This is a genomic window from Sphingomonas sp. RS6 (assembly GCF_054489705.1).
Genome location: NZ_JBTMWM010000001.1, coordinates 573,909 through 588,384, shown reverse-complemented (window position 1 = coordinate 588,384; position 14,476 = coordinate 573,909). Strand labels below are relative to the sequence as shown.

Here is a 14,476-nt window from a genome sequence, read left to right as displayed (position 1 = left end):
CTCAGGCCTGGCCGGCCTCGCCGAACGACCACATCCGCTCCAGATTGTAGAAGCTGCGGACTTCCGGCCGGAACAGGTGGACGATCACGTCGCCCGCATCGATCAGCACCCAATCGGCGGTGGGAAGGCCCTCAACGCGCGGCGTGCGGCCGCATTCGGCCTTGATCTTGTCGGCGAGCTTCATCGCCATCGAGGCGACCTGCCGGGTCGACCGGCCCGATGCGATGACCATGTGATCGGCAATGCTGCTCTTGCCGGCGAGCGGGATCGAGACGGTTTCGACCGCCTGATCGTCCTCCAGCGATGCGAGCACGAGCCTATGCAGCGCTTCGACGCTGTCGGCGTCGGTCGAACGCTGCATATTGGGGGAAGTGGCCAAGGTTGCTCCTAGTCTAGCGACTGTCTGTGCGAAGTGAGTGGAGACGGCGCCGACAGCTTGCTTTCATCCGATCGAAGCGAGCCGAGGTAACGCCGGTGCCAGGCGGGATCGGCGGCCCGAAGGCGCGTTGCCGACGTTGAATCGGGGCGGAAGCGCAACAGCACAAGTGCCGGCAATCTCCATCGCGTCCAATGTTTCGCCTGGCCTGCGGGCCGCACAGCGCGCCGCAGCCAACCCATTGCAGGACTTGCATGGGCACCGCGATCATAGCCCGGACGGGCGATCACCGCAATCGGAACCTTGCGGGCGATCTCGCGCCAGCGCTCCCAGCGGTGAAACTGCGCCAGATTGTCCGCGCCCATCAGCCAGATGAAGCGATGCCGCGGATAGAGCCGCGGCAATTTGGCGAGCGTGTCGGCCGTGTAGCGCGTTTTGAGTCGCGTCTCGATCGCGCTCACGCGGATCGGCGCGTGCCTGGCCATCACCCGCGCCGACGCCATGCGTGCCTTGAACGGCGCCATTCCCGCCTTGTCCTTCAGCGGGTTGCCGGGCGAGACCAGCCACCAGACTTCGTCCAGATCGAGCGCGCGCAAGGCATGTAGCGACAGCCGCCGATGCCCGCGATGCGCCGGATTGAACGATCCGCCGAGGAGACCGATGCGTTTCAAGCGGCAACAGCCCTCAAGGCCGCGCCTGCCCGGTCCCCAGCACCAGCCATTTATAGGTCGTCAGCCCTTCGAGCGCGACCGGCCCGCGTGCGTGCAGGCGGCCGGTGGAAATGCCGATCTCGGCGCCCAGCCCGAACTCGCCACCATCGGCGAACTGGGTGGAGGCGTTCCACATCACGATCGCGCTGTCGACGGTGTTGAGGAACCGCGCGGCGGCATCCGCGTCTTCGGTGAGGATCGCGTCGGTATGGTGCGAGCTGTGCGCGGCGATGTGCGCGATCGCGGCGTCGACGCCATCGACCAGCTTCACCGACAGGATCGCCTCCAGATATTCGGTGTCCCAGTCCGCATCGCTGGCGGGTTGAACGCGCGAATCCAGCGCCCGCACCTCGGCATCGCCGCGCAGCTCACAGCCGGCGTCCGCCAGCGCGGCAAGGATCGGCCTGGGCTCGGCAAAGCCGCGATCGATCAGCAGCGTCTCGGTGGCGCCGCAGATGCCGGTGCGGCGCATCTTGGCATTGACCGCGAGCGTCTGCGCCATCGCCGGATCGGCGGCGCGATCGACATAGGTGTGGCACAGCCCGTCAAGATGGGCGAGCACCGGCACCCGCGCCTCGGCCTGCACGCGCGCGACCAGTCCCTTGCCGCCGCGCGGTACGACCATGTCAATCAGTCCCTCGGCTGTCAGCATCGCGCCGACAGCCGCGCGGTCGGTGACCGGCACCAGCTGGATCGCGTCGGCTGGCGCGCCGCCCTCCGCAAGCCCGTGCACCAGCGCGGCATGGATCGCGCGGTTGCTGCGGATCGCTTCGGACCCGCCACGCAGGATCGCGGCGTTGCCGGACATCAGGCACAGCGCGCCGGCGTCGGCGGTGACATTGGGGCGGCTCTCATAGATGATCCCGATCACGCCGATCGGCACGCGAATGCGGCGGAGGATCAGCCCGTTCGGGCGCGTCCGTTCGTCGATCAACGCGCCGACCGGATCGTCGAGACCGGCAACCGCCTCGATCCCTGCCGCCATGCCCTCGATCCGCTTGGCATCGAGCAACAGGCGGTCGAGCATCGCGTCTGACAGGCCATTTGCCTTGCCGGCGGCCATGTCCTCGGCATTGGCGGCGAGGATGGCGTCCTGCGCGGCCCGGATCGCGGCCGCGCCTGCGCGCAGCGCTTTTGCCTTGGCGGCGCTTGGCATCGCCGCCAGCATCGTGGCGGCGGCGCGGGCGCGGGCGCCCATGTCAGCGATCAGCAATTGCGTGTCGAGAACGTCGATATCGGCCATGTTGCAGTCGCTAGCATGAAGTGCGCGAAGCTGGTAGCCTCGCCGCCGATGGGGGAATTTGACGCAGCCGGGGAACTGGTAACGGGGGGCCTGCTCGGCCGCGCGGTCGAGCCGCGTGCGGGCGAGGGGCATGGCGCGGGACATGGCACGATCTGCCTCAACTGCGGCACGGCGCTGATCGGCTCGCATTGCCACCAATGCGGGCAATCCGGCCACATCCACCGCTCGCTCGGTGCGATCGGGCACGAATTGCTGCACGGTGTCGCGCATTTCGAGGGCAAGATGTGGCGGACATTGCCGCTGCTCGCCTGGCGGCCGGGCGACCTGACCCGCCGTTACATCGCCGGCGAACGAGCGCGATTCGTATCGCCGATGGCGATGTTCCTGTTCTCGATCTTCACGATGTTCGCGATCTTCCAGATCCTCGGTATTTCCACGCCGACCGACATCAACGCGGCGACGGCGCGGCCAGCGGCGGCAATCCAGCAGTCGATCAAGACCACCCAGGCGCGACGCGAGAGCAAGGTTGCCAAGCGTGACAAGCTCGACGCCGCCGATCCCGATCGCGCGCAGCTGACGGCGGATATCGCCGAAATCGACCGCGATCTGGCGACGCTGAAAGCGGCAGGCGCGCAGATCGGCACGGACACGACCAAGGAATTTTCGGTCCACACCAAATGGCACGCGCTCGATCACGGGATCGAGAAGTGGCAGAAGAACCCGGCGCTGATGCTCTACAAGCTGCAATCGAGCATCTACAAATTCTCATGGCTTTTGATTCCGCTGTCGCTGCCGTTCGTATGGCTGCTGTTCTTCTGGAAGCGGCAATACAAGCTCTACGACCATGCGGTGTTCGTTACCTATTCGATCGCGGCGATGTCGCTGCTGTTCATCGTCATCACGTTGCTGAGCGCGGTGGGCGTGCCGAGCGGCATTCTGGTCGCCATGGCGCTCGTGGTGCCGTTGGTCCATATCTGCCGTCAGCTTCAGCAGGCCTATTCGCTGAGCTGGGCCTCGGCGGTGGTGCGGACGATCATTCTGCACTGGTTCATCGGAATCATCGCATTCTTGTTCATCGCCATCCTCGCCCTGCTCGGCATCATGGGGTGACGGTCAGCGGCACGGATAGCGCCGCTTCATTACCGCGTAAAAGCCGGCCTTGACGCTCATCCTGCGCTGGCCCGGCGGAATGCGCTCGAACTCGGCGACCAGCTGCTGGCCATCCAGCTTTACCTGGCCCTTGGGTGGGGGGCAGCTGTGCGGCCGGCGCCCGCCTGCCTCGGCGGCGGCGAGATCGGCACGATAGGCCTGCGACGCCGATTCGATTTCGCTCCGCAGCAGCGCCAGATCGGGCGACATCATCGCGAGCGGCCCCTGCGCCTTCAGCGCAGCCGCTTTTGCCAGAAATTCCGCGACGGTCATCGGCGGCGGTGCGGCGGTGCCGAGGGTGGCAATCAAGGCAGCCAGCAACCCGTACATCAAAACGCCTCCCGGAGAGCGATTCTCCGGGAGGCGTTTCTAATTGCTGCCGGCGGCACCGGCAATTGCGAGCGGATCAGGCGCCTTGCGGGGCCGGATTGCCGAACGGACCCTTGGGACGCCGCGTTTTGGGGATCGAGGTCCCGCCGGCCGCGGCCGGAACATGCGCCCCGCCGGGATCGCCGCGGTCGAGCGTTTCACCCGCGATCAGCCGCTTGATCTCCTCACCGGTGAGGGTTTCATATTCGAGCAGCGCCTGCGCGATCGTGTGCAGCTGATCGATATTGTCCGAAAGGATCTGCCGCGCGCGCGCCAGCCCCTGCTCGACGAAGCGCTTGACCTCGCTGTCGATCAGCCGGGCCGTCTCGTCGGACATCGGCTTGGCGCGGTGCATCGAATAGCCGGTGAAGCTGTCCTCGCTTTCCGAGAAGTCGAGCGGGCCGAGATTGTCGGACAGGCCCCACTTCGTCACCATCGCGCGGGCGAGACGGGTCGCCTGCATGATGTCGTTCGAGGCACCCGAGCTCACCTTGTCATAGCCGAAGATCAGTTCCTCGGCGACGCGGCCGCCGAACGCCACGGCGATATCGGCATGCATCTTGTCGCGATGATAGCTGTACGAGTCGCGCTCTGGCAGCGGCTGCACCATGCCGAGGGCAAAGCCGCGTGGGATGATCGTCGCCTTATGGATCGGGTCCGCCGTCGGCTCGTGCGCGAACACCAGGGCATGGCCCGCCTCGTGATAGGCGGTCATCCGCTTCTCGTCGTCGGTCATCACCATCGAGCGGCGTTCGGCGCCCATCATTACCTTGTCGCGGGCGTCGTCGAATTCTTGTGCCGCCACCAGCCGCTTGCTGCGACGGGCGGCGAGCAGCGCCGCTTCGTTGACGAGATTTGCGAGATCAGCGCCCGAAAAGCCCGGCGTGCCGCGCGCGATCACGCGCGCATCGACATCGGGCGCCACCGGCACCTTCTTCATATGGACCTGAAGGATCTTCACGCGGCCCTCGATATCGGGGCGCGGCACCTGCACCTGGCGGTCGAAGCGGCCCGGACGCAGCAGCGCCGGATCGAGCACGTCGGGGCGGTTGGTCGCGGCGACGATGATGATGCCTTCGTTTGCCTCGAAGCCGTCCATTTCGACGAGCAACTGGTTCAGCGTCTGCTCGCGCTCGTCATTCTGGTTGCCGAGCCCCGCACCGCGCGAACGGCCGACCGCGTCGATTTCGTCGATGAAGACGATGCACGGCGCCGACTTCTTGGCCTGTTCGAACATGTCGCGCACGCGGCTCGCGCCGACGCCGACGAACATTTCGACGAAGTCCGAACCCGAAATGGTGAAGAACGGTACGCCCGCCTCGCCGGCGATCGCGCGGGCCAGCAGCGTCTTGCCGGTACCGGGCGAGCCGACCAGCAGCGCGCCCTTGGGGATCTTGCCGCCGAGGCGTGCGAACTTCGACGGGTCCTTGAGGAACTCGACGATCTCCTGCAATTCCTCGCGCGCCTCGTCGATACCGGCGACGTCGTCGAAGGTGACCTTGCCTTCCTTCTGCGTCAGCAGGCGGGCGCGGCTCTTGCCGAAGCCCATCGCGCCCGAGCCCGAATTCTTCTGCATCTGGCGCAGCACGAAGAAGGCGATGCCGAGGAACAGCAGGAAGGGCAGCGACTGGACGAGGATATATTGCCAGATCGACGGCGAATCTTCCGGACGCGCGTTGATCACCACGCCCTTGTCGCGCAGCGTCTCGACGAGCTTGGTGTCGCCCGGGTTGTTCGTGCGGAACTTGCCTTCGCCCGTCGTGCCGGTGATCACCCCGCTGCCGACGGCGATGTTGACTTCCTTGACGTCGCCGGACTGAACCTTGTCGAGGAACGTCGAATAGGGGATCGCGTTGCCCGTCGGCTGCGTCTGGCCACCCTGAAGCAGGGTGACGAACAGCGCGAGCGCCGCCAGAATGCCTACCCAGATGAGCAGGCTCTTCATCCAGGGGTTGTTGCCCCCGTTTTCCGGTCCCTGCTGCTTGCCGTTGTCGCTCATCTTTTGCCCAGTACCTTTCAAGCCCCTAAGATAGGCATGGGGACGTTAATGACAATGGAACAACGCCGATCACCGTGATCGACGCGGCGGTGCCGGCGCAAAGCCCCATCGCGATCCGGGGCGGACCACGACTCCGGCGAGCGTGGCCACTTCTCCGGCATCAACTGCCGCGACCAGCCGGTCAAGTCCGGTTCCATGCCAGTGCGACGAAAGCGTGTCGCCGCTGCGCACCTCCGCGATGGCGCGTGCGACCAGCCGGCGGCGCAATTCGTGCGGCAGGCCGGAAAGATCGAGCGCGATGCGATCGAGGCCGGGCCGCGTCGCGCGCGCGTCCCATTCGCGCCCGGCGGTCCATGCCAGCGCCTGATCGACGTCGCGCAGGTTGATCGCCGCGCGCGCCAGCCGGGCTGCCGGCAGGTCGGGCGAAGCGGCGATCAGCGCGCGCATCCGGCTGCGATCGAAAAGGGGATTGGCATTGGAAGGATCGTCGACCGGATCGATCCCGGCCAGATCGACGATCGCGGCGAGCGCCTTGCGCGACCAACCGAGCAGTGGCCGGACCAGCGCCGGTCCGGCAACGCCCTCCGCCAGCGGACGGACCCGGGCCATCGCGGCAAGCCCGCCGACCCCCGCCCCCCGGCGTGCCCGGAGCAGGAAGCTTTCAGCGATATCGTCCTGCTGGTGGGCGGTCGCGAGCCACGGCGCGCCGATCGTATTGGCCCATTCGCCGAGCAATCGATAGCGGGCGGCCCGGGCGCGATCCTGAAGATTGCCGGTAGCAAACGCAGCAGGATCGGCGGCGAGGAGGTGATGCCCGACGCCGAGCCGCGCGCACAGATCGGCAACGAAACGGGCCTCGGCCGCCGATTCCGCCCGCAATCCGTGATCGACGGTGGCCGCGGCAACCGCGCCGGGAAAGGCGGCACGGGCGAGCAGCAGCAAGGCGAGGCTGTCCGCGCCGCCTGACACGGCAAGCCCCGCCGGCCGGTCGGCACCCGGAGCGTCGGCGATGGCGATCCAGTCGGCGCGGAAGCGTTCGACCGCCGCCGGATCGATCGTGTCGATCAGTCGCGCGTCACTTGCAGCGCGAATCCGCACGGCCCTTGGCCACCCCCGCCTTCATTTCGGCCGAAAGCTGCTCGCCATAGACCTTGGTCAGCTCGTCATACACCTTGCAGACCTCGCCCGCGGGCTTGTTCAGCTTCACCAGCGCCTGGGCGAGATAATAGAGGCTGTCGGGCGCGCGCTCGCCGTTCGGGTCCTTCTGATAATTGTCGTAGAAGGCGACGGCGGCGAGGCTCGGCGCATTGTCGTCGAGATAGGCGCGGCCGAGCAGGTTCCGCGCGAAGCTGGCGCGGCGGCTGTTCGGATATTTGGTCACGACCGTCTGCAACGCGGCGCGCGCCTCGGGGTAGAGCTTGGCGCTCCACAGGCGAAAGCCATAAACATAGGCGTCGTCCGCCGGATCGCCGGTCGACGGCTTTTCGACGGCGGCGATGCGCTGGGCCCGCTCGGGCGAAGGCTTGGCGGCGCCCCCGGCGGTTACGGGAGCCGCACCGTCATCGGCCGGAGCAGCGGCGGCAGGCGGGGTCTCGAGCACCTTGAGCCGGGCGTCGGTCGCCGCCTTGTAGGCGGTAAAGGCGTCGTCCATCTGCCGCAGGCGATATTGCGCCTGTTCGACCTGGCCGGTGAGCATCTGAATCTGCGATTCTAGCGCTGCGACGCGCTGGGTAAGGTCGGTCAGCGGCGAGCTGGCGGGAATGCCGGGGACGGTGGTGTCGACCTGCTGGGTGATCTGCGGCTCGACGAGCTGGCCGGCGCCGTTTGGAAACACCTTGCGCTGCACCGCGCGCATCTCCCGCTCGAGCCGGTCGACCCGCGGTTCGAGCGCGGACTGCGCCTGTGCCGTGCCGTGGACGCCGATCGCGGCCAGTGCGAATGCCGCTGCAAATGCGATGCGCATCGTTCAATCAATCCCTGGAAGCAGATCACCGGGCCTATTGGCCGTCATCGCTATAGCCAAGCCCGGGGGCCGCGCGCCAGCCCCCAACGCGGCTTGCCGGTCACGGCGTCGGGTTGGCACCCGAGGCCGTTGCCGGCTCGGCGCCACTCGCGGCCGGCGTCGAATAATCCACGCTGTCGGGCATCCGCGGCCCCAGCCGACGCTGGCCGCGCGGCACGGCGCGGGTCTGGGTGGTCGCGCCGGCGGTGGCGGTCGGCGATGGTGAGGGGGGCGGCGTCGAGGTGCCGCGCGCGCGCAGCGCGGCCGCGGAGATATCGGCCTCGACCGTCTGGACGCCGGTGCCGAGCGGTGCGACCTCCGACCCGTTGATCAGCACCTGAAGCTGATCCGGACGCCCGGTGCGGATCCGCGGATGATCGGCGTCGAGCGGCACGTCATAGCGTTCGCCGGCCGCCATTTCCTTTTCGACCAGGCGATTGCCGCCCGCGTCCGTCACGCGGATCCAGGCCGGCCCGCGCGCGACCAGCGTCACACGCTCGACGGCGGGTGCGGCCGGGGTGGGGGCCGCGCTGGAACTGGGGGTAGGCGTCGGTTCGAGTTGGGCTACGGTCTCGTCGGCGCGACTGCCGCCGCCGCGGAACAGGTTGGTGCCATACCAGATGCCGACCCCGGCAACGATCAGCACGGCGACGATGACGCCGAACCATGCCAGGCCGCCCGAGGCGACGCGCGACGGTTCGTCGAGCGGATAATCCTCGGCAGGCGCTGCATGCTGATAGGTGCCGAGTTCCGCCCGCACGTCGCGTGCGATCGTGACATCGTCGGCGCCGACCGAACGAGCATAGGCGCGCGCGAAACCGGTGGCATAGGTTACCGAGGGCAGCCCGGCATAGGTGCCCGCCTCGATCGCCTCCAGATGCCGAAGCGGAATCCGCGTGCGCGCGGCAATTTCGGCGAGGTCGAGCCCCTGGGCCTCGCGCGCGGCGCGCAGGCGTTCGCCCGGACGGGCAGGAAACAATGCGGGGTCTTCGGGCGTCTCGCCTTCCATTCGGTCCTCCGGCGGACGGGTTGGGTTCCTGAAGTCGGCCGCCTTTGCAGCGGGATGCCCGTTGGGGCACCGGCGTGTCAACGTCGCGGCGAAATCAATCCGCCGCCGGATCAGTCCAGTTCGACGTTCTGCGCGCCCGCCCAGTCGCTCAATGCATCGCGCAGCGGCAGATCGGGGCTGGCGAGCATCGCATCGAGCGCGGCCATCACCGCCGATCGATCGAGCGAACGGATCATCGCCTTGATCGGGCCGACGGCGGCGGGGGTGATCGAAAGGCGATCGACCCCCAGGCCGATCAGCGCCATCGCCTCAAGCGGCCGCCCGCCCATTTCGCCGCACACCGCAACCGTCACGCCCGCCGCATGCGCCTGGGCGGTTACGCGGCGCATGAAGCGCAGGATCGCTGGGCTCAGCCAGTCATAGCGCAGCGCAAGCTTGGGATGCGCGCGATCCGCCGCGAACAGGAACTGGGTGAGGTCGTTGGTGCCGATCGACAGAAAATCGAGCTTGGGCAGCAGCAGATCCAGCACCTCGGCCAGCGCCGGCACCTCGAGCATCGCGCCGTAGCGAATGTCGGCGGGCAGCTTCTTGCCGCGTGCGGCGAGCCAGTTGTACTGCGCCTCGAACAGCGCACGCGCCTGATCGAACTCCCAGGGCTCGGACACCATCGGGAACATCACGTTGAGCGTGCGGCCCGCCGCCGCCTCGATCAGCGCACGCGCCTGTGCCTTCATCAACCCGTCGCGATCGAGCGCGAGGCGCAGCGCGCGCCAGCCCATCGCCGGATTCTCTTCCTCGCCGTCCTCGTCATGGTTGAGATAGGGGAGCGCCTTGTCACCGCCGATATCGACGGTGCGGAACACCACCGGGCGGTCGCCGGCGATGTCGAGCACATCCTTGTACAGCCGGCGCTGTGCCTCGCGCTGCGGCAGCGTGGCCGAAACGAGGAACTGGAATTCGGTGCGGAACAGGCCGATGCCGTCCGCGCCGGTCAGGTCGAGTGCCGCGATGTCGTCGCGCAGGCCGGCATTGACCATCAGCGTCATCCGGTGTCCGTCGCGCGTCACCGGCGGTTCGTTCTTCAGCCGCGCGAAGGAAGCGCGGCGCTTCTGGCTGAGCGCGAGCTTGGCCTCGAATGCCTCTTCGGTCGCGGCGCTTGGCCGGATGAACAGCGTTTCCTGGCCGACGTCGAGCAGCAGCATGTCGCCCTCGGCGATCAGGCGCCGAATGTCGCGGACGCGGCCCAGCACGGGCACGCCCATCGCGCGCGCCACGATCGTGACATGCGCAGTCAGCGAACCTTCCTCCAGCACGACGCCCTTCAACCGGCGGCGATCATATTCGAGCAGTTCGGCCGGGCCGAGATTGCGCGCGATCAGGATCGAATCCTGCCGAAGCCCCATCTGCGCGGCGGTGCCGAGCTGGCCCGAGACGATCCTGAGCAGCCGGTTGGACAGGTCCTCCAGGTCGTGCATCCGATCGCGCAGCAGCGGATCGTCGATCTCGCGCATGCGCTGGCGGGTGCGCTGCTGGACGCGCTCGATCGCCGCCTCGGCGGTCAGGCCGGAATCGATCGCCTCGTTGATGCGGCGGCTCCAGCCCTCGTCATAGGCGAACATCTTGTACGTCTCGAGGATCTCGTCGTGCTCGCCGCCACCGCCGAATTCGGCCTGGCTGGCCATGCGGTCGATCTGTTCGCGCATCTTGTCGAACGCGGCATAGACGCGGTGGCGCTCGGCCTCGGTATCCTCGGCGACAGTATGCTCGATCACGATGCGTGGCTGGTGGAACACCGCAACGCCGCGCGCCATGCCTTCGACGAGGCGGAAGCCGCGTGCGTTGCTCGCATTGGTCGGCTGCAGCCGCGTGGAGGCGCCGCCCGCGGCATCAACCAGCTCGGCATTGGCGATCAGCTCGGACAGCACCATCGCGACGGTCTGCAACGCCTCGATCTCGATATCGGCATATTTGCGCGGCTCGACATGCTGCACGGCGAGCACGCCGACCGCGCGCTCGCGTCGGATGATCGGCACGCCGGCAAAGCTGTGGAACCGCTCTTCGCCGGTTTCGGGATTGTGGACGAAATTGGGATGGCTCGTCGCCTCGTCGAGGTTGAGCGTTTCCACATTGGCGGCGATGGTGCCGACCAGGCCCTCGGCCAGTGCGAGCTTGGTGACGTGTACCGCCTCCTGCTTCAGCCCGCGCGTCGCGAACAGCTCGAGCACGCCTTCGCGCAGCAGATAGATCGAGCAGACCTCGCTATCCAGTGCCTCGCCGATGATGTTGACGACGGCGTTGAGCTTTGATTGCACCGGCAGCCGCTTCGCCATCAGATCGTGAAGGCGGGTGAGGATTTCCCGGGCGGAGGCGGCTGCGGTCAAGGCCATGCAGCAGCGCTAACAGATTGTTCAACCTCGCGCCAAGCGGGAGTGCAGCAAAAGCGGCGGAAACATGACCGATCAGGCGGCGCGCTTCTCCAGCGCCTGTGCCGCCTCGGCCATCAGCGTGGCGATGATGTCGGCGACTGGCTCTTCTTTGGTCACCATGCCCACCGACTGGCCGGCCATCACGCTGCCATGCTCCACATCGCCGTCGATCACCGCGCGGCGCAGTGCGCCCGCCCAGTAATGCTCGATCTGGAGCTGTGCCTCGGCCATCGCCACCTTGCCCTCGTCGAGCGCCTGGGCGACTTCGCGCTGCTTGGCGGTGAACAACTCGCCGCCGGCATTCTTGAGTGCGCGCACCGGGATCACCGGCAGGCGGGGATCGATCTGCACGCTGGCGATCGCGTCGCGGGCCGAGGCGCGGATGAACGCCTTCTTGAAATTGGGATGGGCGATGCTCTCGGTCGCGGCCGCGAAGCGCGTGCCGAGCTGGACGCCGGCCGCGCCCATGTCGAGATAGCCCGCGATCGCCTCGCCCCGGCCGATGCCGCCGGCGACGAACACGGGCACCTGGCCTGCGACGTCGGGCAGGATCTCCTGCGCGAGCACGCTCGTCGACACCGGGCCGATATGGCCGCCGGCTTCCATGCCCTCGACAACGAGCGCGTCGACGCCCGAGCGGATCAGCTTCTTGGCGAGGCTCAGGGCCGGTGCGAAGCAGATCAGCTTGGCGCCGTGGCCCTTAATCGCGTCGAGCGAGCCGGCCGGCGGCAGCCCGCCCGCGAGCACGACATGGCCGACGCCGTGACGCCCGCACACGTCGATCAGCTCGAACAGCTGCGGGTGCATGGTGATCAGGTTAACGCCGAAGGGCTTGCTCGTCAGCGCCTTGGTCGCGGCGATTTCGGCGTCGAGCAGCTCGGGGCTCATCGCCCCGCACGCGATCACGCCGAAGCCGCCGGCGTTCGAGATCGCGGCGACGAGGTTGCGTTCGGACACCCACGACATCGCGCCGCCGAGGATCGCCACCTCGCTGCCCAGGAAATCACAGCCCCGCGCCATGCGGCGCGCCAGGCGCTCGGCGTCGATCGTTGCAGTGTCAATCATGCACCGCGCCTAGCCGCGCCGACGCCCGCTCGGCAAGAGGCGCCGTATCAGGCGGCGTCTTCGTCGGCGTCGAGACCATAGGCGGTGTGCAGCACGCGCACCGCCAGTTCGGTATAGTCTTCCTCGATCAGCACCGAGACCTTGATTTCCGACGTGGTGATCGCCTGGATGTTGATGCCGCGCGCGCCCAGCGTCTGGAACATCGTAGCGGCGACGCCTGCATGGCTTCGCATGCCGACGCCGACCACCGAGACCTTGGCGACGCGGGTGTCGTGGCTGATCTCGCTGAAGCCGATCGTGCCGCGCGCCTGGTTGAGGATCTCGATCGATCGCGGCAGGTCCGCCGCCGGGACCGTGAACGTCACGTCGGTCGCGCTGGTGCTGCCGGCGCTCTGGTGCGCGATGTTCTGGATGATCATGTCGACATTGATGCTGGCATCGGCGAGCGGGGTGAAGATCGACGCGACCGCGCCGGGCTTGTCCGGCACCGCGGTCAGCGTGATCTTGGCCTCGTTCTTGTCGTGCGCGATGCCGGTGATGAGCTGGCGTTCCACGTCCTGAATCTCCTCTTCGCCCACGATCATCGTCCCGGGCAATGTATCTGCCATCGGCGCATCGTCGCCCGTGAAGGACGAGAGCACCTGCACGCGAACCCCCGCCTTCATCGCCAGGCCGACCGAACGGGTCTGGAGCACCTTGGCGCCGACGCTGGCGAGTTCGAGCATTTCTTCATAGGTGACGCGCTTCAACTTGCGCGCGCGAGGCACGATGCGCGGATCGGTGGTGTAGACGCCGTCGACATCGGTGTAGATGTCGCAGCGATCGGCCTTCATCGCCGCCGCCATCGCCACGGCCGACGTGTCCGATCCGCCGCGGCCCAGCGTGGTGACGCGGCCGCCATCGGTAACCCCCTGAAAGCCAGGGATCACCGCGACTTCGCCGGCGGCGAGGCTGGCGTTGAGCGCCGCCGTGTCGATCTCGCCGATTCGCGCCGAGCTGTGCGCGTCGCTGGTGCGGATCGGCAATTGCCAGCCCAGCCACGAACGCGCGGGCACGCCGATCGCCTGCAGCGCGATCGCCAGCAGGCCGCTGGTCACCTGCTCGCCGGCCGCGACCACTACGTCATATTCGCGCGTGTCGTAGAGCGACGAGGCTTCGCGGCAGAAGCCGACCAGCCGATCGGTTTCGCCGGCCATCGCGGAGACGACGACGGCGACCTGGTTGCCGGCGTCCCATTCGCGCTTCACGCGCGCGGCGACATTGCGGATTCGTTCGGTGCCGGCCATCGAGGTGCCGCCGAACTTCATTACGATACGGGCCATGGCTTGGTTGCTTGTTTCCGGGCCTTGGGAGAGATGGGCGAGCCTGATAGGAGCGGCGGATGGCGAACGCAACAAAAGCTACGATTGACCCCCGTGAAGCTGAACATTTCGGTCGTCTTGCGGCCGATTGGTGGAATCCGAAGGGGTCTTCCGCAATGCTGCACAGGCTGAATCCTGCTCGACTCGCCTATATCCGGGCCGCCGTCGATGCGCATTGGGGCAGTGATTCGGGCGGGTTCACGCCGCTGGCGGGCAAGACCGCGATCGATGTCGGCTGCGGCGCCGGGCTGCTCTGCGAACCGCTGGCGCGGCTGGGCGCGCACGTCACCGGCATCGACGCCGCACCCGAAAACATTGGTGCGGCGGCCGCCCATGCGGCGCAGTCGGGTCTCGCGATCGACTATATCGCCGGCGGGATCGAGGACCTTTCGGGCCGGCAGTTCGACCTCGTCACCTCGATGGAAGTGATCGAACATGTCACCGATCCGACCACGTTCGTTGCGGGGCTGGCCGGGGCGCTGGCCGAAGGCGGGCTGATGATCCTGTCGACGCCGAACCGTACGCCCCTGTCACGGCTGGCGATGATCACCCTGGCCGAGGGCACCGGCGCGATCCCGAAGGGCACCCACGACTGGCAGCGATTCTTGAAGCCTGAGGAGCTCGAGGCGCTGCTCGCCGACGCTGGTCTGAAGGTGATCGACCGCAAGGGGCTGATCCTATCCCCGGCGCGCGGCTTCGTGGTCGGCGAGCAGGAAGCGCTCAACTATCTCGTCACCGCGGTCCGCGCCTGACCCGCGGCGAGTACG

At 67.5% G+C, this 14,476-nt stretch carries 13 protein-coding genes; 2 read left to right on the top strand and 11 right to left on the bottom strand.

Features of this window, described 5'->3' with window-relative positions:
• Window position 1 precedes the first annotated feature (1 nt).
• Genes rsfS through ACX40Y_RS02720 form a run of 3 tightly spaced genes read right to left on the bottom strand, consistent with a single transcriptional unit; the run spans window position 2 to window position 2,329 of the window.
• Window positions 2-361 carry a ribosome silencing factor gene (rsfS, locus tag ACX40Y_RS02730; RefSeq protein WP_459118388.1) on the bottom strand — a complete coding sequence of 120 codons (360 nt, stop codon included), beginning with the start codon at window positions 359-361 and terminating at the stop codon, window positions 2-4.
• A 26-nt stretch (window positions 362-387) separates the two neighbouring features.
• Entirely contained in the window at window positions 388-1,047 is a 660-nt protein-coding gene (locus ACX40Y_RS02725) for a nicotinate-nucleotide adenylyltransferase (RefSeq protein ID WP_459117994.1), read from the bottom strand.
• A gap of 13 nt (window positions 1,048-1,060) precedes the next feature.
• On the bottom strand, window positions 1,061-2,329 hold the full coding sequence (locus ACX40Y_RS02720; RefSeq protein ID WP_459117993.1) for a glutamate-5-semialdehyde dehydrogenase: 1,269 nt from the start codon (window positions 2,327-2,329) through the stop codon (window positions 1,061-1,063).
• A 15-nt stretch (window positions 2,330-2,344) separates the two neighbouring features.
• Here ACX40Y_RS02720 and ACX40Y_RS02715 point away from each other — a divergent pair, with 15 nt between their 5' ends.
• Window positions 2,345-3,439 carry a DUF3667 domain-containing protein gene (locus ACX40Y_RS02715; RefSeq protein WP_459117992.1) on the top strand — a complete coding sequence of 365 codons (1,095 nt, stop codon included), beginning with the start codon at window positions 2,345-2,347 and terminating at the stop codon, window positions 3,437-3,439.
• A gap of 3 nt (window positions 3,440-3,442) precedes the next feature.
• On the opposite strand, the gene ACX40Y_RS02710 is transcribed toward ACX40Y_RS02715, so the two are convergent.
• The 8 genes from ACX40Y_RS02710 to ACX40Y_RS02675 form a co-directional block, all read right to left on the bottom strand.
• Complete coding sequence (locus ACX40Y_RS02710) at window positions 3,443-3,808, bottom strand: hypothetical protein (protein WP_459117991.1); 366 nt, start codon at window positions 3,806-3,808, stop codon at window positions 3,443-3,445.
• A 76-nt stretch (window positions 3,809-3,884) separates the two neighbouring features.
• Window positions 3,885-5,846 carry an ATP-dependent zinc metalloprotease FtsH gene (ftsH, locus tag ACX40Y_RS02705; RefSeq protein ID WP_459117990.1) on the bottom strand — a complete coding sequence of 654 codons (1,962 nt, stop codon included), beginning with the start codon at window positions 5,844-5,846 and terminating at the stop codon, window positions 3,885-3,887.
• Window positions 5,847-5,915: 69 nt separating this feature from the next.
• Window positions 5,916-6,944: a tRNA lysidine(34) synthetase TilS gene (gene tilS, locus ACX40Y_RS02700; RefSeq protein WP_459117989.1), complete on the bottom strand. Its 1,029-nt coding sequence runs from the start codon at window positions 6,942-6,944 to the stop codon at window positions 5,916-5,918.
• Window positions 6,922-7,809, bottom strand: coding sequence for a hypothetical protein (locus ACX40Y_RS02695; protein ID WP_459117988.1), 888 nt, complete (start codon window positions 7,807-7,809; stop codon window positions 6,922-6,924). The genes tilS and ACX40Y_RS02695 overlap by 23 nt, the downstream gene beginning before the upstream one ends.
• Window positions 7,810-7,909: 100 nt before the next feature.
• Window positions 7,910-8,857 carry a helix-turn-helix domain-containing protein gene (locus ACX40Y_RS02690; RefSeq protein WP_459117987.1) on the bottom strand — a complete coding sequence of 316 codons (948 nt, stop codon included), beginning with the start codon at window positions 8,855-8,857 and terminating at the stop codon, window positions 7,910-7,912.
• A gap of 110 nt (window positions 8,858-8,967) precedes the next feature.
• Window positions 8,968-11,244 (bottom strand): phosphoenolpyruvate--protein phosphotransferase, encoded by a 2,277-nt coding sequence (gene ptsP / locus ACX40Y_RS02685; RefSeq protein WP_459117986.1) that lies wholly within the window; start codon window positions 11,242-11,244, stop codon window positions 8,968-8,970.
• 72 nt (window positions 11,245-11,316) lie between these two features.
• Window positions 11,317-12,303 carry an NAD(P)H-dependent flavin oxidoreductase gene (locus ACX40Y_RS02680; RefSeq protein ID WP_459118387.1) on the bottom strand — a complete coding sequence of 329 codons (987 nt, stop codon included), beginning with the start codon at window positions 12,301-12,303 and terminating at the stop codon, window positions 11,317-11,319.
• Between the two features lie 92 nt (window positions 12,304-12,395).
• Entirely contained in the window at window positions 12,396-13,670 is a 1,275-nt protein-coding gene (locus ACX40Y_RS02675; protein WP_459117985.1) for an aspartate kinase, read from the bottom strand.
• A gap of 59 nt (window positions 13,671-13,729) precedes the next feature.
• Between ACX40Y_RS02675 and ubiG the strand changes: the two genes are divergently transcribed.
• On the top strand, window positions 13,730-14,461 hold the full coding sequence (ubiG, locus tag ACX40Y_RS02670; protein WP_459117984.1) for a bifunctional 2-polyprenyl-6-hydroxyphenol methylase/3-demethylubiquinol 3-O-methyltransferase UbiG: 732 nt from the start codon (window positions 13,730-13,732) through the stop codon (window positions 14,459-14,461).
• Window positions 14,462-14,476 lie beyond the last annotated feature (15 nt).